The organism is Albidovulum inexpectatum, from assembly GCF_002927635.1.
Lineage (GTDB): Bacteria > Pseudomonadota > Alphaproteobacteria > Rhodobacterales > Rhodobacteraceae > Albidovulum > Albidovulum inexpectatum.
On record NZ_PRDS01000006.1, the window covers coordinates 16,574 to 37,124 of the forward strand.

Sequence of the window (20,551 nt, forward strand, 5' to 3'; positions counted from 1 at the left end):
ACCTCCGTGCTTGGAATGGGAGAAAAACATGGCCGACGCAGCCATTCATGGTCATGGTGAACATGCCAGACCCGGGTTCTTTACCCGCTGGTTCATGTCCACCAACCACAAGGACATCGGTATTCTCTATCTGGTCACGTCCGCCATCGCGGGCCTGATCTCGGTTCTGTTCACCGTGTACATGCGGCTCGAGCTGATGGAGCCGGGTGTGCAGTACATGTGCCTGGAAGGCGCGCGCTTCATCGCATCCGACGCGCCGTGCACGCCGAACGGGCATCTGTGGAACGTGATGATCACCTATCACGGCGTCCTGATGATGTTCTTCGTCGTGATCCCGGCGCTCTTCGGCGGCTTCGGCAACTACTTTATGCCGCTGCATATCGGCGCCCCGGACATGGCGTTCCCGCGGATGAACAACCTGTCCTACTGGCTGTATGTTGCGGGTCTGGCGCTGGGCGTGGCGTCCATGCTGGCGCCGGGCGGCAATGACCAGCTCGGTTCGGGTGTGGGCTGGGTCCTCTATCCGCCCCTGTCCACGAACGAGGCGGGGTGGTCGATGGACCTTGCCATCTTTGCCGTTCACGTCTCGGGCGCCTCGTCGATCCTGGGCGCGATCAACATGATCACGACCTTCCTGAACATGCGCGCGCCGGGCATGACCCTGCACAAGGTGCCCCTGTTCGCCTGGTCGATCTTCGTGACCTCGTGGCTGATCCTGCTTTCGCTGCCCGTTCTGGCCGGCGCGATCACGATGCTGCTGACCGACCGGAATTTCGGCACCACCTTCTTCCAGCCCTCGGGCGGTGGTGACCCGATCCTGTACCAGCACATCCTGTGGTTCTTCGGGCATCCCGAGGTCTATATCATCATCCTGCCGGGCTTTGGCATCATCAGCCACGTTATCGCGACCTTCTCGCGCAAGCCGATCTTCGGCTACCTGCCGATGGTCTATGCGATGGTGGCGATCGGTGTTCTGGGCTTCGTCGTCTGGGCGCACCATATGTACACCGTCGGCATGAGCCTGACGCAGCAGAGCTATTTCATGCTGGCGACCATGGTGATTGCCGTGCCCACGGGCATCAAGGTGTTCAGCTGGATCGCCACGATGTGGGGCGGGTCGATCGAGTTCAAGACGCCCATGCTGTGGGCCTTCGGCTTCCTGTTCCTGTTCACCATCGGCGGCGTGACCGGCGTGGTGCTCAGCCAGGCGCCGGTGGACCGTGTCTACCATGACACCTACTATGTCGTGGCGCACTTCCATTATGTGATGTCGCTGGGCGCGGTCTTCGCGATCTTTGCCGGTATCTATTACTGGATGGGCAAGATGTCGGGCCGTCAGTATCCGGAATGGGCCGGCAAGCTGCACTTCTGGATGATGTTCATCGGCGCCAACCTGACCTTCTTCCCGCAGCACTTCCTGGGTCGTCAGGGCATGCCGCGTCGCTACATCGACTATCCCGAAGCCTTTGCCTTCTGGAACTACATCTCGTCGTGGGGCGCGTTCCTGTCCTTCGCTTCCTTCGTGTTCTTCTTTGGCGTGGTTGCCTACACCCTGATGTATGGCCGTCGCGTGACCGAGAAGAACTACTGGAACGAATGGGCCGATACGCTGGAATGGACGCTGCCCTCGCCGCCGCCCGAGCATACGTTCGAAACGCTGCCCAAGCCTTCGGACTGGGATCGCAGCCACGCGCACTGATCCTGATGGCAGGATGAACCCGCAGCCCCGGCTTTCTGGCCGGGGCTGTTTTCGTTCAGGCCCTTGCGACGATGCCTGCGTCGGTCTAACCAGCGGCCATGAATGACAGGATTCCATCCGTTCGCGGTGTCTTGACGCCCAGCCGGCCGCTGGCCGATCTGACCTGGCTGCGCGTAGGCGGGCCGGCGGACTGGCTGTTTCAGCCCGCCGATCTGCAGGACTTGCGCGACTTTCTTGCCAATCTGCCCCCGGACATTCCGGTCTTTCCCATCGGGGTCGGATCGAACCTGATCGTCCGTGACGGCGGCATTCGCGGCGTCGTCATCCGGCTAGGCCGCGGCTTCAATGCAATTTCGATCGAGGGCAACCGCGTGCGGGCGGGCGCCGCGGCGCTGGATGCCCATGTCGCCCGCAAGGCTGCCGAGGCTGGCCTGGATCTGTCCTTCCTGCGCACGATTCCGGGCGCGATCGGCGGCGCGGTTCGGATGAATGCCGGCTGCTATGGCACCTATGTCGCCGACCGGCTGATCGAGGCGACCGTCGTGCACAGGGATGGTTCGCAATCCGTGATCGACGCGCGGGACTTGGGCCTTGCCTATCGATCGTCCGATCTTCCGCCGGACTCGATCATCATCGAGGCACTTTTCGAGGCCCCGGGCGACGATCCGGATGCAATTCGCAATCGCATGGAAGAGCAGCTTGCCCGCCGCGATGCGACCCAGCCGGTGCGCGACCGCTCGGCGGGTTCCACGTTCCGCAATCCTGCCGGATATTCCTCGACCGGGCGTGCGGACGATACGCACGATCTGAAGGCGTGGAAGCTGATCGACGAAGCCGGTTTGCGCGGTGCGCGTCTTGGCGGTGCGCAGATGAGCGAAAAGCATCCGAACTTTCTGATCAATACCGGCACCGCGACTGCCGCCGATCTGGAAGCTCTGGGAGAGGCCGTGCGAAAAAGGGTTTTCCAAAACAGCGGTCTGACGCTAGAGTGGGAAATCATGCGGGTGGGCGATTTCGGCCCCCTGTATGACAGAACAAAAGATCTGGAACCGGTTCTGAAGCCGGACACGGACAACCAAGGATAAGGTCCCGCCAAAGGGGCCGGGCAGAGGCAGAATTGGCAGGCGAGTCGAGCAGACAAGCCTCCAGAGTCGCGGTGCTGTTGGGTGGCCTTTCCGCCGAGCGGGAAGTGTCACTGTCCAGCGGGCGTGAATGCGCGCGCGCTCTGCGGGAGGCAGGGTACGAGGTGGTCGAGGTCGATGCCGGCCGCGACCTTGCCCATCGGCTTGCCGAGATCCGGCCCGATGTCTGTTTCAACGCATTGCATGGCCGCTGGGGCGAAGATGGCTGCGTTCAGGGCATGCTGGAATGGCTGGGCATCCCCTATACGCATTCGGGCGTTCTTGCCTCGGCCCTGGCCATCGACAAGGCGCGCGCCAAGCAGGCCTTTGCCGCAGCCGGAATTCCGGTGCCGCATAGCCTGCTTGCCCATCGCGATGAAATCGAGGCGCGCCACATCATGCCGCCGCCCTACGTGGTCAAGCCCAACGACGAAGGGTCCTCGGTCGGGATCCATATCGTGCATGAGGGCAGCGCGCCTCCGGTGCTTGGCCCGGACATGCCGCAGACCCTGATGGTCGAACAATATGTTCCCGGGCGCGAGCTGACCGTGTCCGTGCTGGGCGACCGCGCGACCTGCGTGACCGAGATCCACACGGAAGGCTGGTACGATTACCATGCGAAATACGCGCCGGGCGGTTCGCGCCATACATGCCCCGCCCGGATCCCTGATGAGATCGCCGAGGCAGCCCGGGACTATGCCCTGCGGGCGCACATGGCGCTGGGATGTCGCGGCCTGTCACGCTCCGATTTTCGCTGGGACGACAGCCGTGGCGTGGACGGGCTGTACATACTGGAGATCAACACCCAGCCCGGAATGACGCCGACCTCGCTGAGCCCTGAACAGGCGGCGGTCGAGGGGATGAGCTTTGCCGACCTCTGCGCCTGGCTTGTGGAGGATGCGTCATGCGGGCGCTGAAGTCCCTGGTGTCGATGCTGTCGGCGCCGCGAGTACCGCGCGACCCCGCGCCGTCGCGTTTGGCCTACCGCATGGAGCGCCTGTGGCTGACCCCGGCTTTTCGTCATGCCGTCCGGGTCGGGATGCCGGTCATGGCCGTTCTCATGGCCGGTATTGTCTGGCTGTCCGACGCCGATCGCCGCGAGGCGATGAGCGCACGCCTGTCCGAACTGCGTGAGAGCTTCGAGAATAGGCCGGAATTCATGGTCGGCCTGATCGCGGTCGAGGGCGCTTCGCCCGCCGTCGATTCTGCGATCCGGCAAATGGTTCCGTTCCAGCTTCCGGTGTCCTCGTTCCGGCTGGACCTTGATGCCCTGCGTGCCCGGATCGAACGGATCGATGCCGTGGCCCGCGCCGAGCTGGCCATCCGCAAGGGCGGCGTCCTGCAGGTTCAGATCACCGAGCGCCAGCCCGTGATCCTGTGGCGCACGGCAGGTGGGCTCGAGATGCTGGACGAAACCGGCCACAGGGTTGCGACCTTGCTTGATCGCACGGCAAGGCCCGACCTTCCGGTCATCACAGGCGAAGGGGCCGATGCCCATGTGCCCGAAGCGCTGGCGATCCTGCGTGCGGCCCGCCCCATCGCCGCGCGGATCCGTGGCCTTGTCCGCGTGGGCGAGCGTCGCTGGGATATCGTCCTGGATGGCGATCGCCGCATCCTGCTGCCACAGGACGGCGCTATCGAGGCCGTGCGCCGCGTCGTGGCGATCGACCGTGCCGAAGATCTGCTGGGGCGCGCGATTTCGGTTGTCGACCTGCGCAATCCCGGGCGCCCCACGCTGCGCCTGGCCCCCGAAAGGGTGGCCCAATTCACCAGTTCTGATGTCGAGGTGACAGGACAATGATCGATCTGTACCAGTCGCAAAGGGCAATGCGAAACATGCGGCGCGCGGCCTTGCAGCGCGGCGTCATTGCAATTCTCGATGTCGGCACGTCGAAGATTGCCTGTCTTGTGCTGCAATTCGATGGGCCCGAAGAGCCTCGCGAGGACGGCCTTGGTTCGCTGGCCGGCCAGTCGCAGTTCCGGGTCATCGGTGCCGCCACGACCCGGTCGCGCGGTGTACGCTTCGGCGAGATCGAGACGATCGGCGAAACCGAACGGGCGATCCGCACCGCCGTGCAGGCGGCACAGAAGATGGCACAGACGCGCGTCGATCACGTCATCGCGACCTTTTCGGGGGCGCGGCCGCGCAGCTATGGTCTGGCCGGCGAGGTGGAGCTGACCGACGGTCAGGTCACCGAGCATGACATCGCGCGCGCGCTTGCTGCCTGTGAACTTCCTGATTTCGGTGCGGGACGCGAAGTCTTGCATGCCCAGCCCGTAAATTTTGCCATCGATCATCGGACCGGCCTGAACGATCCGCGTGGCCATGTGGGCAATCGCCTGGCGGTGGACATGCACCTGCTGACGATCGATGCGCGGGTGGTGCAAAACCTTCTCTACTGCATCAACCGCTGCGACCTCGAGATCGCGGGCCTGGCCTCGTCGGCCTATGTGTCGGGGCTGTCCTCGCTGGTCGAGGACGAACAGGAACTGGGCGCGGCCTGCATCGATCTGGGCGGAGGATCGACGGGCATTTCGATCTTCTACAAGAAGCACATGATCTTTGCAGACAGCGTGCGGCTGGGCGGCGATCATGTGACGTCGGACATTTCCAAGGGACTTCAGATCTCGATGGCAATGGCCGAGCGTATAAAGACCATCCATGGCGGCGTTCACGCAACCGGCATGGACGATCGAGAGATGATCGAGATTGGCGCCGATTCGGGCGACTGGGAAAAGGACCGCCGCCAGATCAGCCGGACCGAGCTGATCGGCATCATGCGCCCCCGGGTCGAGGAGATCCTGGAAGAAGCCCGTGCGATGCTGGATGCGGCCGGATTTGACCAGCTTCCCAGCCAGCAGATCGTGCTGACTGGCGGGGCAAGCCAGGTCCCGGGGCTGGACATGCTGGCCACGCGTATCCTGGGCCAGAACGTGCGTTTCGGCAGACCGCTTCGCGTGCGGGGCCTGCCGCAGGCGGCCACGGGGCCTGCCTTTTCCTCGGCCGTCGGGCTGTGCCTGTTCGCGGCGAACCCGCAGGACGAATGGTGGGATTTCGAGATACCCGCCGAGCGCTACCCGGTTCGTTCGTTGCGTCGGGCGATGAAATGGTTCCGCGATAACTGGTAGCCGCATCATCTTGCGCTTTCGGCGAAATGCCGCTTAACGGGGCGCAATGCGGCCCAGATTTTGTGGCAGGGGCGCGTTTTTTTAGTGACCTCAGGGCGATCTGTGACTAGAATCACACGTAATTGAAAATTTTGGTCAGGCAGGCCACGGACAGAACAGGCGGACGAGCAATGGCATTGAATCTTACCATCCATGAACGCGAAGAGCTGAAGCCGCGCATTACGGTTTTCGGCGTCGGTGGGGCCGGCGGCAATGCGGTCAACAACATGATCGAAAAGCAGCTGGAGGGTGTGGAGTTCGTCGTTGCGAATACCGACGCCCAGGCGCTGCAGCAAAGCCGTGCCAAGACCCGCATCCAGATCGGCGTGAAAGTCACCGAAGGGCTGGGCGCCGGCGCGCGCCCGGCGATCGGCGCCGCTGCGGCCGAAGAGACGATCGAGGAGATCGTGGACCATCTGGCCGGCGCGCATATGTGCTTCATCACGGCCGGGATGGGCGGCGGAACCGGTACCGGTGCTGCGCCGATCATCGCGCAGGCCGCGCGCGAACTGGGCGTGCTGACCGTCGGGGTGGTGACCAAACCCTTCCATTTTGAAGGCTCGCGCCGGATGCGTCAGGCCGAAGAGGGGATCGAGGCGCTGCAGAAGGTGGTCGATACCCTGATCATCATCCCCAACCAGAACCTGTTCCGTCTGGCCAACGAAAAGACGACCTTCACCGAAGCCTTCGCCATGGCCGACGATGTTCTCTACCAGGGCGTCAAGGGAGTGACCGACCTGATGGTCCGGCCTGGCCTGATCAACCTCGACTTTGCCGATGTCCGTTCGGTGATGGACGAAATGGGCAAGGCGATGATGGGCACGGGCGAGGCCAGCGGCGAAGATCGTGCGATCCAGGCCGCCGAGAAGGCGATCGCCAACCCGCTGTTGGACGAGATCAGCCTGAAGGGCGCCAAGGGCGTCCTGATCAACATCACCGGCGGCCCGGATCTGACGCTGTTCGAGCTGGACGAGGCTGCAAACCGTATCCGCGAAGAGGTCGATCCGGACGCCAACATCATCGTCGGCTCGACGCTGGACGAGACGATGGAAGGCATGATGCGCGTGTCGGTCGTCGCGACGGGCATCGACGCTGCGGTTGCGCAATCCGAAGTTCCCGCGCCGCGTCGTCGTCTGGCCGAGCCGCTGCCGGCCTCGGCGGTTTCGTCCCGCAGCCAGCCGGAGGTTCGCACCGAACAGGCGACGCCGAAGGCCGAGCCGCAGCCGGCGCCTGCCGCGCAAGCCGCGCCGCAGACGGCCCCGCAGACGGTGCACCAGCCGCGGGCCGAAGAACCGCGTCGCACCCTGTTCGACGCGAATGCGAGCGCTGATGATGATCTTCCGCCCCCTGCCTATCGTCCGCAGGAAGATCGTGCGCCCGAGCCACTGCATGTCGAGGATGAGGCGCAGGGGCTTGTCGCGCCCAGGCCCCGGACTCCCGGTCAGCCCACGCCCGAGGCACTTGCGCGTCTTCAGGCAGCAGTCAACAAGGTTCCTCAGCAGCGCCCTATGGCAGCGCAGACGCGGGCACCGCAGCCTGTCTCGCGGCCGGCCGAAAAGCCGCGCTTTGGCATCAATACCCTGTTGAACCGAATGACGGGGCACGCGGCCGAACCGTCGCATCGCAATGTGCCACCAATGCGTCATCAGGCGCAGCCTCAGACCTCTTACGAGGACGAGAACACGCCCGATCCCGATCAGGAGCGGATCGAGATCCCGGCTTTCCTGCGTCGCCAGGCAAACTGAACGGTTCACATTTTCAGGAAAACGGTCGGCGCAAGCCGGCCGTTTTCTTGTTGGGGAACAAGGGGATGCATGGTGACCGCGCCGGGCCGGCAAGCCTTCGCCGTCAATTTCGGCGAATGTTACAGACAGTTGCAAAGAGTGAGTTGGCTTTACGCCACCGTCTGATTACCTCAAGCCAGCAACAAGCCCGCAAGTGGCGGAAAGAGGTAATCGTGCAGACGACCATCAGAACTTCGGTGAGCTTCTCCGGCATCGGCCTGCACACGGGCGAGCCTGTCCGGATGACGATTCACCCGGCCTCGGCCGAATACGGTATCTGGTTCCGTCGCACCGATGTGGTCGGCGTCGATCCGATGGTGCCTGCGCATTGGAATGCCGTGACCGACGCGACCTTGTGCACGCTGGTCTCGAATGCCTCGGGCGTGTCGGTATCGACGATCGAACATCTGATGGCTGCGCTGGCCGGCTGCGGCGTGCACAATGCCCTGGTCGAACTCGACGGTCCGGAAGTTCCGATTCTCGACGGTTCCGCGGCGCCCTTCGCGGCCGCAATCCTGTCGCGCGGCCTGCGGCGTCTGGACGCGCCCCTGCGCTGCTTCGAAATCCTCAAGCCGGTTGAAGTCCGGCAGGGCGAAGCGGTGGCCCGGCTCGAGCCTTCAGAGATGCCCGAGATCGATTTCACCATTGATTTCGCCGATGCGGCAATCGGCCGCCAGCAGCGGCGGCTTTCCGTCGCGAACGGGGCGTTCCTGCGTGAACTTTCCGATTGCCGGACCTTCTGCCGTCAGTCCGACGTGCAGGCGATGCTGGCGCGCGGCTTGGCACGTGGCGGGCGTCCCGGGGAAAACGCGGTGGTTTTCGACGGTGATCGTATCGTGAGCCCGGGCGGGCTGCGTCGCATTGATGAGCCGGTGCGTCACAAGATGCTGGATGCGCTGGGCGATCTTGCCCTGGCGGGTGCGCCGATCATCGGTCGCTATGTTGGCGTCCGTTCGGGCCATGCCATGACGAACAGGCTGTTGCGCGCGGTGTTCGCCGATCCCACGGCCTATAGGCTGCGTGACTGCGATGCGGCGCTTCTCAGCCGTCTGCCCGGCACGAATGTCGCACCGTCCGACATCCCGGCAGTTGCCTGAACTTCGTGGTCTTTCCTGGACAAAGGCGTTTTGCGCGCCCAAATCTTCTGTGCTAGACGGGGCGATGCGGGCTGGTCGGAATGTCAGCCGCGCGGGCAAGTGGAACAACAGGTCAGGGTAACGCGCATGGGTCGGGGCGTCAGAGCGGCAAACCTTGTCGGTGGCCTTGTGTTGGCCGTTCTGGTCGCGGGCTGTGGGGGCGGTCCGCAAGAGGTCGATCTCGAGACTCTCGACGCCGCCACCATCTACCAGATGGGTGAGCGTGAACTGGAAACCAGTCGCAGATCGCAAGACGCCGTTCGTTACTTCGCCGAAGTCGAGCGGTTGTACCCATATTCCGAATGGGCCAAGCGCGCGCTGATCATGCAGGCCTATGCGCATCACAAGAACCGCGAATACGAAGAGGCCCGCGCCGCCGCACAGCGCTTCATCGACACCTATCCCGCCGATGAGGATGCGGCCTATGCGAAGTATCTTCTGGCGCTTTCCTATTATGACCAGATCGACGAGGTCGGCCGGGACCAGGGCCTGACCTTTCAGGCCTTGCAGGCGCTGCGCGCGGTGATCGAGGAATATCCCGACAGCGATTATGCGCGCTCGGCCATACTGAAGTTCGATCTGGCCTTCGACCATCTTGCCGCCAAGGAGATGGAGATCGGGCGCTATTACCTGAAGCGCAAGCATTACACGGCCGCAATCAACCGCTTCCGTGTCGTGGTCGAAAATTTCCAGACGACCACCCAGGTTCCCGAGGCCTTGCATCGGCTGGTCGAAGCCTATCTGGCTCTTGGTCTGACCGACGAGGCGCAGACCGCTGCCGCGATCCTCGGCCACAATTTCCGTGCGTCCGAGTGGTATCAGGACAGCTATGCGTTGCTGACCGGGCAGGGATTGAAACCCGAAGCCAAGGGTGACAGTTGGCTGGCACGAATCTATCGCCAGACGATCCGGGGCGAATGGCTGTAAGGGGGCCGGGCGTGGCAAGGGGCGGCCCGGGGGGCGGACATGCTGCGCGCGCTTGAAATCCGTGACATGCTGATCGTCGACCGGCTGGAGCTGGAGTTCCAGCCGGGTCTGAACGTCCTGACGGGCGAGACGGGTGCGGGGAAATCGATACTGCTGGACTGCCTGGGTTTTGTCTTGGGATGGCGCGGACGGGCGGAACTTGTGCGTTCCGGGGCATCGCAGGGCGAAGTGACGGCAGTGTTCGACCTGCCTGCCGATCACCCCGCGCGATCGATCCTGGCAGAGGCGGGGCTGGATGCGGCGGACGAGCTGATCCTGCGCCGGGTCAACACGGCAGATGGGCGCAAGACCGCCTGGATCAACGATCGCCGCAGTTCCGGCGAAGTCTTGCGGGCGCTGTCCGAAACGCTTGTCGAATTGCATGGACAGCATGATGACCGCGGGCTTCTGAATCCGCGCGGGCACAGGCAGCTGCTGGATGCCTTCGGCGGGCTCGACACCGCGCCGGTTCGGGCCGCATGGAACGCCCGCGCCCAGGCCCGCAAGGCGCTGGAGGAGGCCGAAGCGGCCATCGCTGCACTACGCGCCGAAGAGGATTTTCTGCGCCATGCGGTGCAGGAGCTGGACCGCCTTGCCCCTCAGCCGGGCGAAGAGGCAGAACTCGACTCCCGTCGCCGTGCGATGCAGGCGGGCCAGCGCATCCGTGAGGATATCGCCCGCGCCGCCCAGGCGATGGGAGAGGAGGGGGCGGAACGGTTGCTGACCGATGCGGTCCGGTGGCTGGAGGGCGTGGCCGACCGCGCCGAGGGTGCCCTGAACGAACCCCTGGCCGCGCTGGACCGTGCCATCACCGAACTGGGCGAGGCGCTGTCCGGGGTCGAGCATTGTCTGCGCGATTTGACATTCGATCCTCGCGAGATGGAGGCCGTCGAAGAGCGTCTGTTCGCCATTCGCGGTCTTGCGCGCAAGCATGGAGTCCTGCCCGACGATCTGGCGGCCCATGCCGACACGTTGCGCGCGCGTCTTGCCGTGATCGACAGCGGGGAAGAGCGGCTGGGCGACCTCTCGCGCGCGCTGGTCGAGGCCGAAGCCTCATATGACGCCGCCGCACGGGAGCTGTCCCGCGCCCGCAAGGACGCGGCCGCCCGCCTTGATGCGGCCATCGCCGAGGAGCTGGCGCCGCTGAAGCTGGACCGGGCGCATTTCACGACGCGGATCACCGAGACCGATCCGGGGCCGGATGGGATGGATCAGGTGGAATTCACCGTGGCGACCAATCCGGGCGCGCCCTCGGGGCCGCTCAGCCGTATCGCGTCGGGTGGGGAATTGTCGCGCTTCCTGCTGGCATTGAAGGTCGTTCTGGCACGCGGCGGCGACACGCTGACCATGATCTTTGACGAAATCGACCGGGGCGTCGGCGGGGCTACCGCGGATGCCGTGGGTCGTCGGCTGGAACGACTGGCCGAGAATGCGCAGATTCTGGTCGTTACCCACAGCCCGCAGGTCGCGGCGCGGGGCGCCCATCACTGGCGCGTGGAAAAGCGTGTGACCGATGGCATGACGACCTCGACGGTCGTTGCCCTTGATTCGCAGGCGCGGATCGATGAACTTGCGCGCATGCTGTCGGGCGACACGATCACCGAAGCCGCCAGACAGGCCGCACGGGCATTGCTGAACGCCTAGGGCGCGGCTTGCCTGCCGACAGTCTTTCGCATAAGCCGAAGCACAAGCAATCCACCCAAAGGACCAAGAGCCAGATGCGTCTGTCCCGTTATTTCCTTCCCGTCCTCAAGGAAACGCCCGCCGAGGCGCAGATCGTCAGCCACCGCTACATGCTGCGCGCGGGCATGATCAAGCAGCAGGCCGCGGGCATCTATTCGTGGCTGCCGCTGGGCTACAAGGTGCTGAAGCGGATCGAAGAGATCGTGCACGAGGAACAGATCCGCGCGGGCCATATCCCGATGCTGATGCCGACGCTGCAGCCGGCCGATCTTTGGCGGGAATCGGGGCGCTACGACGCCTACGGCCCCGAGATGCTGCGCTTCAAGGATCGCCATGACCGCGAGATGCTCTATGGTCCGACGAATGAGGAGATGATCACCGACATCTTCCGGACCTATGTGCAGTCCTACAAGGATCTGCCTCTGACGCTGTATCACATCCAGTGGAAGTTCCGCGACGAGATGCGGCCACGCTTCGGCGTGATGCGCGGGCGGGAATTCTACATGAAGGACGGCTACAACTTCGACCTGACGAAGGAGGACGCCCTGCACGCCTATAACCGCCATCTGGTCAGCTATCTGCGCACCTATGAACGCATGGGGCTTCAGGCGATCCCGATGCGGGCCGATGGCGGACCAATCGGCGGGGATTACACCCATGAATTCCTTGTGCTGGCCGAGACCGGAGAATCCGAGGTCTTCTATGACTCGGCGATCACCGAGCTGCGCTTTGGCAATCGCGACATCGATTACGACGATGTCGCGCAATGCCAGGCGATTCTCGAGGAATTCACCTCGCGCTATGCCCGCACGGACGAAACGCATGACGAGACGCTGTTCCATCAGCAGGTGCCGGAAGAGCGCCGCCGCCGCGCCCGTGGCATCGAGGTCGGCCAGATCTTCTATTTCGGCACCAAGTATTCCGAGCCCATGGGGGCGATGGTCGTCAATGACAAGGGCGAGCGCGTGCCGGTTCACATGGGCAGCCATGGCATCGGGGTCAGCCGCCTGGTCGGCGCGATCATCGAGGCCAGCCATGACGACAAGGGCATCATCTGGCCGGAAGGCGTGACTCCGTTCCATTGCGGGATCGTGAACCTCAAGACTGGCGATGCCGAGGCCGACGCCGCTTGTGACGCCATCCATGACAGCCTTGTGGCGCTCGGGCTCGACCCGCTCTATGACGACCGTGACGAACGGGCCGGTGCGAAATTCGCGACGATGGATCTGATCGGCCTGCCGTGGCGCATCACGGTTGGCCCGCGCGGCCTGAAGAACGGCGTGGTCGAACTGACCTGCCGCCGCACGGGCGAGTCGCAGGAGCTGCCGCCCGAAAAGGCCGTCGAGCGCATCGCGCAGATCTACGGCAAGGCGCTGGCCGAAGCCTGAGGCGCAGGGAGGGATCTTGGCCAGCTTGCCGTTCGCGCGTTTCGAGTTCCTGATCGCCTGGCGATATCTGCGTGCGCGCAGATCCGAAGGCGGCGTCAGTGTGATGACCTGGATCAGCCTGATCGGGATCGCGCTGGGCGTGATGGCACTGGTCGCGACCCTGGCCGTGCGGGCGGGTTTCCGCGCCGAGTTCGTTGACACGATCGTCGGCTCGAACGCCCATGTGTCGGTCAGCCGCGCGACATGGGTGGGCGAGGATGGCGTGGCCAGCCGCGCCATCCCCGACGCCCCCGCCATTGCCGAGCGCATCCGCCAGATCCCCGGGGTGACCCGCGCGGCCCCGGTCATCCGCGGCCAGGCGATGGTCACGGCGAATGACCGGTCCTCGGTGGCCGAGGTCTATGGCATCACGCTGAGCGATCTGAAGGCGATCCCGCGCATTGCCAATTCCGAACAGGCATTCGGCGATATCGACCGGTTCGATCAGGGCATGGCGATCGGAATCGGCATTGCGCGCGACCTGGGGCTGAAGCTGGGCGACCGCGTCAAGCTGATCCAGCCCAATGGAGCGCGCACGGCATTCGGCGTCAGCCCGCGCGTCAATGCCTACGAGGTCGTCTATATCTTCTCGGCCGGGCGGTGGGATATTGATCGGACGCGGATCTATCTGCCCTATGCCGAGGCGGAGTCGTTCTTCAACCGCGAACGCGGGGCGGACGAGATCGAGATTTTCGTCGAAGACCCCGAACGGATCGAGGATTATACGGCCGCGATCTATGCCGCGGCCGGGCAGGGTGCATTGCTATGGACCTGGAAGGACGCATCAAGCGCCTTTCTGAACGCCCTTTCGATCGAAGATGACGTGATGTTCGTCATCCTGTCGCTGATCGTCCTGATTGCCGCTTTGAACATCACGTCGGGTCTGGTCATGCTGGTCAAGAACAAGGGCCGCGACATCGGGATTCTCAGAACGATGGGGCTGACAGAAGGCTCGATCCTGCGCATCTTCTTTCTTTGCGGCGCTTTCGTGGGCGTGATCGGCACGCTGGCGGGGGTGGTGCTGGGATGTCTGCTGGCGCTAAACATCGATCCGATCATGTCGGCCATCAACTACTGGACCGGCGGCGGCGCATGGGATCCGGCCGTCCGGGGAATTTATCGTCTGCCGGCGGAACTGAGGGCATGGGATGTCGGGCGCGCCGTGATCCTGTCGCTTGGCCTGTCCTTTGTCGTGACGATCTTCCCGGCGCGGCGCGCGGCGCGCATGAACCCGGTCGAGGCGCTGCGATATGAGTGATCCGGTTCTCAGCCTGCGCGGCATCGAGAAGACCTATCTGAAGGGCACGCCGGGCGAGGTGCGCGTGTTGTCCGGGCTGGATCTTGACGTCCGCCGGGGCGAGGTGGTCGCGCTTGTCGCGCCGTCGGGGGCCGGGAAATCGACCCTGTTGCACGTCGCGGGCCTGCTGGACACCGCGGATGCCGGAGAGGTCAGGATCGGTGGGCGCGAGGTCACGACCCTGTCGGACCGCGCGCGCACGGCGGTGCGGCGGCGCGAGATCGGCTTTGTCTATCAGTTCCATCACCTGCTGCCGGAATTTTCGGCCGAAGAGAACGTGGCCCTGCCGCAACTGGCGGATGGCAGGGATCGCCGCGCAGCTTTCGACCGTGCGCGGGACCTTCTGGAACGGGTCGGCGTCGGGCACCGTGCCACACACCGCCCCGCCGAGCTATCCGGGGGCGAGCAGCAGCGCGTGGCCTTCTGCAGGGCCCTGGCCAATGGTCCGGCACTTCTTCTGGCCGATGAGCCGACGGGAAACCTGGACCCTGTGACGGCGGATCGCGTCTTCGACATCCTGATGCAGGTCGTGCGCGAAACCGGGCTTGCCGCGCTGATCGCGACCCATAACATGGAACTGGCGGCCAGGATGGACCGCACGGTCCGGTTGTCGGATGGTCGAATTGCATGACGTCGATCAAGGCAGTGTCGGATCTGCGCGTCATAATGTCCGCACCAAGAACAGGGGAGGGGCCGACATGACGTCCAGATTCGTGATTGCCGCGGGGCTGCTGGTGACAGCCGCCGCGATCATTGCCTGCGCTCCGCAGCATCAGGTTTCGGGGCGGGCGCTTTACATGGAGTACTGCGCGTCCTGCCACGGGGCCGATGGCCGCGGTGACCCCGAGGCCGCGCAAGCCCTGGGCAAGATGCCGGCCGATCTGACACGGATATCCGCCCGCAACGGCGGCACGTTCCCGATGGTCCGCGTGATGTCGGTCATCGACGGGTACACCCGGCGAGGCGACCGCAGTTCGGTCATGCCAGAGCTGGGTCCGATTCTGCAGGAGGGGCCGCTTGTCATGCTCGAGCTGGATGACGGGACTGTGACGCCCACCCCTGCCAATCTGGTGGCCTTGGCCGAATATCTGCGCGGCCTGCAGCGCTAGGCCGCGCATCGCGCCCTATGACTGGAACGCGTCGCCCCACAGGGCGACGAATTCGCGCCATTCGCCCTTGGACATGCCCGAATTCTCCTGCGTGATCGCTTCGCCTGCAAGGCGGCGGCGGATCAGCTCGACCCCCTTGGCCGACAGGGTAGCGCCACCCAGTCGGTAATCCTCGAATGCCTTGTAGGCCAGTGGGACCCAGTCGCGAACGATGTCGCAGATCACGTCGGCATAGGCGCGGATCTCGTATTGCGCATGGGCATCGGCGCGCAGACGCAGGAAATGGAACAGGTTGTGCAGGTCGATCTTCCAGTACCATTGGGTGTAGATGTTCGCCGGCAGGTTCATGCGCGCCAGTTCGCGCGCAAGGCCCTTCTTGCCGTCCTGGCTCAGCATTTCCTCGTAGTGGTCGTAGGACCGCATCGCATCCTCGCGCAGGATCTGCAGAACCCGCGCGGCTTCGTCGCCCTCCAGAACCTCTCCTCGGCCCTGGTTGTTGGTGGTCGACTGGGCGGCCAGATGCTCGGGTGCGGGAATGTAGAATTCGCGGTCCAGAATCGAATAGCGCGCGGAATATTCGTTCACATTCGCCGTGCGGTGGCGGATCCACTGGCGCGCGACGAAGACGGGCAGCTTGACGTGAAACTTGACCTCGCACATCTCGAACGGAGTCGAATGCCAATGCCGCATCAGATAGCGGATGAGACCCTCGTCATTCGAGACCGATTTGGTGCCCCGGCCATAACTGACCCGCGCCGCCTGACAGATCGCCGCATCATTGCCCATGTAGTCGATGACGCGGACAAAACCATGATCCAGAACCGGATGGGCCGTGTAGAGCCGCTTTTCCATCCCTTCCGAGATCGCGCGAAGCGTTGGACGGGGTTCGGCACGTTCGGCGTCGATCTCGGCCTTCTGTTCCGGTGTCAATGTCATCGGCGGTCCTCCATTACTCGAATCGCTGTTAGCATATCGCGCGGCACAATTGACAGCGTGCGGCTGCGACCTTGAAGGCGCGGGAGCCGCTGTTACCTTGGACCGGTAACAACGCACAGGAGAATGCAATGGGGCTGCGATACCTTCATACAATGGTCCGCGTGCTGGATCTTGAAAAATCCATGGCCTTCTACAGGCTGCTGGGGCTCGAGGAAACGCGCAGATATGACAGCGAAGAGGGGCGTTTCACGCTGGTTTTCATGGCGCCGCCCGGGCAGCCCGAATGCCCGATCGAGCTGACCTACAACTGGGACGGTGATCCGGGCCTGCCATCGGACAGTCGGCATTTCGGCCATATCGCCTATGAGGTGGACGACATCTATGAGCTTTGCGCCCATCTTCAGGCCAATGGCGTGACCATCAACCGTCCGCCGCGCGACGGGCGCATGGCATTTGTCCGCTCACCGGACAATATCTCGATCGAATTGCTGCAAAAGGGTGACCCGCTGCCTCCGGCAGAGCCCTGGGTGAGCATGCCGAATACGGGGCATTGGTAAGGGTCTGGACCCTCTGGGCGGCGCTTGTCGCCGCCTTGCTAGGCGCCACTGGTGCGGGCGCGCAGTGTCGGCTTGCGCTGCTACTGGCGCTGGACGTGTCCGCCTCGGTCGATGAGCTCGAGGACAACCTGCAACGGCAGGGCTTGGCGAACGCCCTGCTTGCGCCCGACGTGGTCGATGCCTTTCTGGCATTCCCGGACCATCCCGTAGCACTGGCCGCATTCGAGTGGAGCGGTCGCTGGCAGCAGGATCTGATGCTGGACTGGACCCTTGTGAGGGGGGCAGAGGATCTGCTGCAAGCCGCCAGAACCATACAGGCAAGCCAGCGTCAGAGATCGGATCTGCCGACGGCTCTGGGCTACGCCTTGGGTCACGCGGCCGGAGTTTTCGCCCGCGGACCGAAATGCGATGCGGCCAAGCTCGACGTGTCGGGTGACGGCATCAACAACGACGGCTTTCCGCCCACATCGGCCTATCGGGCGTTCGATCTTGGCAGCGTCATCGTGAACGGCCTTGCCATTTCGACCGATGGACAACCCATCGCCGATTATTATCGGAACAGCGTGATCCGAGGTCGAGGCGCCTTTGTGATCGAGGCGCACGGATTCGAGGATTTCGAAGACGCGATGCGGCGCAAGCTGTTGCGCGAACTGCGAGGCCCGGTGATCGGTCGCGTTCAGTAGATATAACGGATCTGGTCGGTCCAGAAACGCTCCATCCTGCGCAGCATCGCGTTCATCTCGGCGGTGGTGGAAAACCCGATGACATTGCGCGCCTGCATCAACTCGGCATGGCGGCGGAAAAGGTCGGCCACCTTCCGATGGATGGCGCGTCCCTTTTCCGTCAACCGCACCCGCACGGCACGTCGATCGACCTGGCAGCGTTCGTGGTGCATGTAGCCGCCTTCAACCAGCTTCTTCAGGTTGTAGCTGACATTCGATCCCTGATAATAGCCCCGCGATTTCAGCTCGCCTGCCGTGACTTCGTTTTCACCGACATTGAACAGCAACAGGGCCTGAACCGGGTTGATCTCCAGTTCGCCGAGACGTTCGAATTCATCCTTTATGACGTCAAGCAGCAGCCGATGCAGACGTTCGATCAGGCCCAGCGTTTCCACGTAGGAGTCGAACAGGCCCCGCTCGGTCCCGTTTTCGAGCACTGAATGCACGCTCATCACCCTCTCCGCCATTTCATCATCTGGGGTCAGATTCGGGGCAAAGAGCGAAATTTTCGTTAAAACCTGTCAAAGCCGAAGCGGCGGTCCTCAGGATGTGCCGTGGCGTGTCCCGGCAAAGTCCGAAAGTCGCGCGATCAGGGCTGCGAAACGCGCCGGCGCCCGATCGACCCCCGAAACCCAGCGATACAGGTCCTGGTCGTTTTCGTTCAGCAGATCGTCCAGCAGGTCCAGCTCTTCGTCGTTCATGCCGGCAAGATGTGCATCCGCATAGGGGCCAAGGATCATGTCCATTTCCTTGGTGCCGCGACGCCAGCAGCGCATCCGCATCCTGCGAAGCCGCGTTTCCCGATCTTCCGTCATCAGGCCAGATCCTTGTCCGTTGTTTCCCGCAGGCGCTTTTCAAGCTGGCCAAGGCGGGTTGCGATCGTGCCCAGCGCTGTCCGCAGCTCGCGGATTTCGGCAATCACGCCGGCAGCATCCCGCCGCAGGGGTTGGCCGTCCTCGTCCAACTCGATTCCCTCGCCCTCGCCGGTCAGCAGCCAGCGAATCGAAACGCCCAGCATCCCGGCCAGCATCTGGAGGCGGTTGGCGCGCGGCTCGGTCCGGTCCGTTTCCCACTGGATCAGCGTCTTCTTGCGGATCCCAAGCCGCTGGGCGAGATCGCTCTGGCTGAGTCCCGCGGCCTCTCGCGCCGCGGCCAGGCGGTCGCCAAAGGTCGCAGCGTCGTCGCTGAACCAGTTCGTGTCGGTCGTATCCCTGTCCTGCATGTTTTCGCCCCGGATGGTGAAAAGCTTGTCGCGTGTTCGGGGGCACCTTAAGACAGGCGTGGGACAGACGCAAAGCCGGGAAAGCACCTCATGTCGTTCATTTCCGACACGCTGGCGCGAGTGAAGCCGTCGCCGACGATCGCCATGACGAACAAGGCGATGGAGCTCAAGGCCGCGGGGCATGACATCATCGGCCTGTCCGCGGGCGAGCCCGATTTCGACACGCCCGATCACATCAAGGATGCCGCCTGCCGCGCGATCGCCGCGGGGCGTACCAAATACACCGCGGTTGACGGAATCCCCGAGCTGAAATCCGCGATCTGCGCAAAGTTCCGGCGCGACAACGGCCTGCATTACGACACAAGCCAGGTGACCGTCGGGACGGGCGGCAAGCAGGTGCTCTACAATGCGCTGATGGCGACGCTCAATCCCGGCGACGAGGTCATCATTCCCGCGCCCTACTGGGTCAGCTACCCCGACATGGTGACGCTGGCGGGCGGTGTGCCGGTGATCGTCCCCTGCACGATGGAGAACGGCTTTCGCCTGACGCCCGAGGCATTGGAGGCCGCCATCACGCCCCGGACCAAGTGGCTGATCTTCAACTCGCCATCGAACCCTACCGGCGCGGCCTATGGGCGCGAGGACCTGCGCGCCCTGACCGACGTGCTGCTGCGCCATCCCCATGTCTGGGTCCTGTCCGACGACATGTACGAACACCTGATGTTTGACGGTTTCGAGTTCGTGACCCCCGCGCAGGTCGAGCCCGCGCTTCATGACCGGACGCTGACCTGCAACGGTGTATCCAAGGCCTATGCGATGACGGGCTGGCGCATCGGATACGGCGCGGGGCCAGTCAGCCTGATCCGCGCGATGCGCACGATACAGTCCCAGTCGACATCGAATCCCTGTTCGATCTCGCAATATGCGGCACTTGCCGCGCTCGAGGGGCCGCAGGACTTCCTGACCGAGTTCCGCCGCGTGTTCCAGCGCCGCCGCGATCTTGTCGTCGGCCGGCTGAACGAAACGCCGGGCATCACCTGTCCGACCCCACAGGGCGCGTTCTATGTCTATCCCGACATTTCCGCCTGCATCGGCATGCGTTCTGCCGGTGGTCGGCTGATCGACAGCGACGCGGCCTTTGCAACGGCGCTGCTGGAGGAAACCGGCGTTGCCGTCGTCTTTGGCGCGGCATTCGGCCTGTCGCCGAATTTCCGCATCAGCTATGCGACATCGGATCAGGTGCTGGAGGAAGCCTGTCGCCGCATCCGGGCATTTTGCGAAGGACTGCAGTGATGCCGGGCTCCATCGTGCCGCGCCTGCATTTCCGGGTGCGCGAGAATGGCGCCCAGGTTTTTCGCCTGGGGTGTGACAATCGTCAGAACCGGCTGGACATGCAGCCGATCGCGGTCATCAACCTGCGCAAGGCAGAGATCCGGCCGCACGGCGATCAGGACCTGTCCGAGGAAGAGCTGACCGCGATGCGCGAATGGATCGCCGCCCGCCGCCAGATCCTGGCCCGGCGCGAGATCGAGGACCTGTGGCGTCTGGTCGATCAGCTGCACATGGTCACGAACTGGGTTCAGTCGCGCGCCAGCGACGAAGATCTGGCCGCGCTTGACGATGCGCTGTTGATCGCGATGCATGACCTGCGGGCCGCGCTTGTCCGGCGGCGGGCCGAGCGGGCCACCGGGGACGATGCGGATCAGGAACCGTCCTGACCCTGC

21 protein-coding genes are annotated in these 20,551 nt (G+C 63.9%); 17 read left to right on the forward strand and 4 right to left on the reverse strand.

The window, feature by feature from the left end; translation table 11 throughout:
* The first annotated feature begins 28 nt into the window (after positions 1-28).
* From ctaD to LV82_RS10075, 13 genes are all read left to right on the forward strand, one after another.
* Positions 29-1,699: a cytochrome c oxidase subunit I gene (gene ctaD, locus LV82_RS10015; protein WP_104071323.1), complete on the forward strand. Its 1,671-nt coding sequence runs from the start codon at positions 29-31 to the stop codon at positions 1,697-1,699.
* Positions 1,700-1,797: 98 nt separating this feature from the next.
* Positions 1,798-2,784, forward strand: a complete 987-nt coding sequence (gene murB, locus LV82_RS10020) for a UDP-N-acetylmuramate dehydrogenase (RefSeq protein ID WP_104071325.1) — start codon at positions 1,798-1,800, stop codon at positions 2,782-2,784.
* Between the two features lie 32 nt (positions 2,785-2,816).
* Positions 2,817-3,737, forward strand: coding sequence for a D-alanine--D-alanine ligase (locus tag LV82_RS10025; RefSeq protein ID WP_104071326.1), 921 nt, complete (start codon positions 2,817-2,819; stop codon positions 3,735-3,737).
* The gene (locus LV82_RS10030; protein ID WP_104071328.1) at positions 3,725-4,621 is read left to right on the forward strand and encodes a cell division protein FtsQ/DivIB; all 897 of its coding nucleotides are present in this window, start codon (positions 3,725-3,727) and stop codon (positions 4,619-4,621) included. Before LV82_RS10025 ends, LV82_RS10030 begins: the two co-directional genes overlap by 13 nt.
* Positions 4,618-5,949 carry a cell division protein FtsA gene (ftsA, locus tag LV82_RS10035; protein ID WP_104071330.1) on the forward strand — a complete coding sequence of 444 codons (1,332 nt, stop codon included), beginning with the start codon at positions 4,618-4,620 and terminating at the stop codon, positions 5,947-5,949. Before LV82_RS10030 ends, ftsA begins: the two co-directional genes overlap by 4 nt.
* Positions 5,950-6,119: 170 nt before the next feature.
* On the forward strand, positions 6,120-7,733 hold the full coding sequence (gene ftsZ / locus LV82_RS10040) for a cell division protein FtsZ (protein ID WP_104071332.1): 1,614 nt from the start codon (positions 6,120-6,122) through the stop codon (positions 7,731-7,733).
* A 212-nt stretch (positions 7,734-7,945) separates the two neighbouring features.
* Complete coding sequence (lpxC, locus tag LV82_RS10045; RefSeq protein ID WP_104071333.1) at positions 7,946-8,869, forward strand: UDP-3-O-acyl-N-acetylglucosamine deacetylase; 924 nt, start codon at positions 7,946-7,948, stop codon at positions 8,867-8,869.
* Positions 8,870-8,995: 126 nt separating this feature from the next.
* On the forward strand, positions 8,996-9,835 hold the full coding sequence (locus LV82_RS10050; RefSeq protein ID WP_104071335.1) for an outer membrane protein assembly factor BamD: 840 nt from the start codon (positions 8,996-8,998) through the stop codon (positions 9,833-9,835).
* Between the two features lie 39 nt (positions 9,836-9,874).
* Positions 9,875-11,518, forward strand: a complete 1,644-nt coding sequence (recN, locus tag LV82_RS10055) for a DNA repair protein RecN (RefSeq protein ID WP_104071336.1) — start codon at positions 9,875-9,877, stop codon at positions 11,516-11,518.
* A 74-nt stretch (positions 11,519-11,592) separates the two neighbouring features.
* The gene (gene proS / locus LV82_RS10060) at positions 11,593-12,945 is read left to right on the forward strand and encodes a proline--tRNA ligase (RefSeq protein ID WP_104071337.1); all 1,353 of its coding nucleotides are present in this window, start codon (positions 11,593-11,595) and stop codon (positions 12,943-12,945) included.
* 16 nt (positions 12,946-12,961) lie between these two features.
* A complete protein-coding gene (locus LV82_RS10065; protein ID WP_104071339.1) occupies positions 12,962-14,242 on the forward strand; it encodes a lipoprotein-releasing ABC transporter permease subunit in 1,281 nt (426 codons plus the stop codon).
* Positions 14,235-14,912, forward strand: coding sequence for an ABC transporter ATP-binding protein (locus LV82_RS10070; protein ID WP_104071341.1), 678 nt, complete (start codon positions 14,235-14,237; stop codon positions 14,910-14,912). Before LV82_RS10065 ends, LV82_RS10070 begins: the two co-directional genes overlap by 8 nt.
* Positions 14,913-14,979: 67 nt before the next feature.
* Entirely contained in the window at positions 14,980-15,390 is a 411-nt protein-coding gene (locus LV82_RS10075) for a c-type cytochrome (protein WP_104071656.1), read from the forward strand.
* 15 nt (positions 15,391-15,405) lie between these two features.
* On the opposite strand, the gene thyX is transcribed toward LV82_RS10075, so the two are convergent.
* On the reverse strand, positions 15,406-16,326 hold the full coding sequence (gene thyX, locus LV82_RS10080) for an FAD-dependent thymidylate synthase (RefSeq protein ID WP_104071343.1): 921 nt from the start codon (positions 16,324-16,326) through the stop codon (positions 15,406-15,408).
* Between the two features lie 128 nt (positions 16,327-16,454).
* On the opposite strand from thyX, the gene LV82_RS10085 reads away from it, so the two are divergent.
* Together LV82_RS10085 and LV82_RS10090 are read left to right on the forward strand one after the other, a co-directional pair.
* The gene (locus tag LV82_RS10085; RefSeq protein ID WP_104071344.1) at positions 16,455-16,883 is read left to right on the forward strand and encodes a VOC family protein; all 429 of its coding nucleotides are present in this window, start codon (positions 16,455-16,457) and stop codon (positions 16,881-16,883) included.
* The gene (locus tag LV82_RS10090; RefSeq protein WP_245873138.1) at positions 16,877-17,566 is read left to right on the forward strand and encodes a DUF1194 domain-containing protein; all 690 of its coding nucleotides are present in this window, start codon (positions 16,877-16,879) and stop codon (positions 17,564-17,566) included. The genes LV82_RS10085 and LV82_RS10090 overlap by 7 nt, the downstream gene beginning before the upstream one ends.
* On the opposite strand, the gene LV82_RS10095 is transcribed toward LV82_RS10090, so the two are convergent.
* The 3 genes from LV82_RS10095 to LV82_RS10105 all read right to left on the reverse strand — a co-directional run bounded on the left by LV82_RS10095 (position 17,560) and on the right by LV82_RS10105 (position 18,827).
* Entirely contained in the window at positions 17,560-18,057 is a 498-nt protein-coding gene (locus LV82_RS10095) for a MarR family winged helix-turn-helix transcriptional regulator (protein WP_104071348.1), read from the reverse strand. The two genes, LV82_RS10090 and LV82_RS10095, sit on opposite strands and share 7 nt — an antisense overlap.
* 90 nt (positions 18,058-18,147) lie before the next feature.
* Positions 18,148-18,420 carry a succinate dehydrogenase assembly factor 2 gene (locus LV82_RS10100; protein ID WP_104071350.1) on the reverse strand — a complete coding sequence of 91 codons (273 nt, stop codon included), beginning with the start codon at positions 18,418-18,420 and terminating at the stop codon, positions 18,148-18,150.
* Positions 18,420-18,827 carry a helix-turn-helix domain-containing protein gene (locus LV82_RS10105; protein ID WP_104071352.1) on the reverse strand — a complete coding sequence of 136 codons (408 nt, stop codon included), beginning with the start codon at positions 18,825-18,827 and terminating at the stop codon, positions 18,420-18,422. Before LV82_RS10105 ends, LV82_RS10100 begins: the two co-directional genes overlap by 1 nt.
* A gap of 90 nt (positions 18,828-18,917) precedes the next feature.
* Here LV82_RS10105 and LV82_RS10110 point away from each other — a divergent pair, with 90 nt between their 5' ends.
* Complete coding sequence (locus LV82_RS10110; RefSeq protein WP_104071353.1) at positions 18,918-20,120, forward strand: pyridoxal phosphate-dependent aminotransferase; 1,203 nt, start codon at positions 18,918-18,920, stop codon at positions 20,118-20,120.
* Positions 20,120-20,545, forward strand: a complete 426-nt coding sequence (locus LV82_RS10115; protein WP_104071355.1) for a hypothetical protein — start codon at positions 20,120-20,122, stop codon at positions 20,543-20,545. Before LV82_RS10110 ends, LV82_RS10115 begins: the two co-directional genes overlap by 1 nt.
* Positions 20,546-20,551 lie beyond the last annotated feature (6 nt).

Excerpts from the sequence above, each read along its gene's own strand:
- ctaD (WP_104071323.1), top strand. The coding sequence starts at position 29 with ATGGCCGACGCAGCCATTCATGGTCATGGTGAACATGCCAGACCCGGG.
- murB (WP_104071325.1), top strand. The coding sequence starts at position 1,798 with ATGAATGACAGGATTCCATCCGTTCGCGGTGTCTTGACGCCCAGCCGG.
- LV82_RS10030 (WP_104071328.1), top strand. The coding sequence starts at position 3,725 with ATGCGGGCGCTGAAGTCCCTGGTGTCGATGCTGTCGGCGCCGCGAGTA.
- ftsA (WP_104071330.1), top strand. The coding sequence starts at position 4,618 with ATGATCGATCTGTACCAGTCGCAAAGGGCAATGCGAAACATGCGGCGC.
- ftsZ (WP_104071332.1), top strand. The coding sequence starts at position 6,120 with ATGGCATTGAATCTTACCATCCATGAACGCGAAGAGCTGAAGCCGCGC.
- LV82_RS10050 (WP_104071335.1), top strand. The coding sequence starts at position 8,996 with ATGGGTCGGGGCGTCAGAGCGGCAAACCTTGTCGGTGGCCTTGTGTTG.
- recN (WP_104071336.1), top strand. The coding sequence starts at position 9,875 with ATGCTGCGCGCGCTTGAAATCCGTGACATGCTGATCGTCGACCGGCTG.
- proS (WP_104071337.1), top strand. The coding sequence starts at position 11,593 with ATGCGTCTGTCCCGTTATTTCCTTCCCGTCCTCAAGGAAACGCCCGCC.
- LV82_RS10070 (WP_104071341.1), top strand. The coding sequence starts at position 14,235 with ATGAGTGATCCGGTTCTCAGCCTGCGCGGCATCGAGAAGACCTATCTG.
- LV82_RS10075 (WP_104071656.1), top strand. The coding sequence starts at position 14,980 with ATGACGTCCAGATTCGTGATTGCCGCGGGGCTGCTGGTGACAGCCGCC.
- thyX (WP_104071343.1), bottom strand. The coding sequence starts at position 16,326 with ATGACATTGACACCGGAACAGAAGGCCGAGATCGACGCCGAACGTGCC.
- LV82_RS10085 (WP_104071344.1), top strand. The coding sequence starts at position 16,455 with ATGGGGCTGCGATACCTTCATACAATGGTCCGCGTGCTGGATCTTGAA.
- LV82_RS10095 (WP_104071348.1), bottom strand. The coding sequence starts at position 18,057 with ATGAGCGTGCATTCAGTGCTCGAAAACGGGACCGAGCGGGGCCTGTTC.
- LV82_RS10100 (WP_104071350.1), bottom strand. The coding sequence starts at position 18,420 with ATGACGGAAGATCGGGAAACGCGGCTTCGCAGGATGCGGATGCGCTGC.
- LV82_RS10105 (WP_104071352.1), bottom strand. The coding sequence starts at position 18,827 with ATGCAGGACAGGGATACGACCGACACGAACTGGTTCAGCGACGACGCT.
- LV82_RS10110 (WP_104071353.1), top strand. The coding sequence starts at position 18,918 with ATGTCGTTCATTTCCGACACGCTGGCGCGAGTGAAGCCGTCGCCGACG.
- LV82_RS10115 (WP_104071355.1), top strand. The coding sequence starts at position 20,120 with ATGCCGGGCTCCATCGTGCCGCGCCTGCATTTCCGGGTGCGCGAGAAT.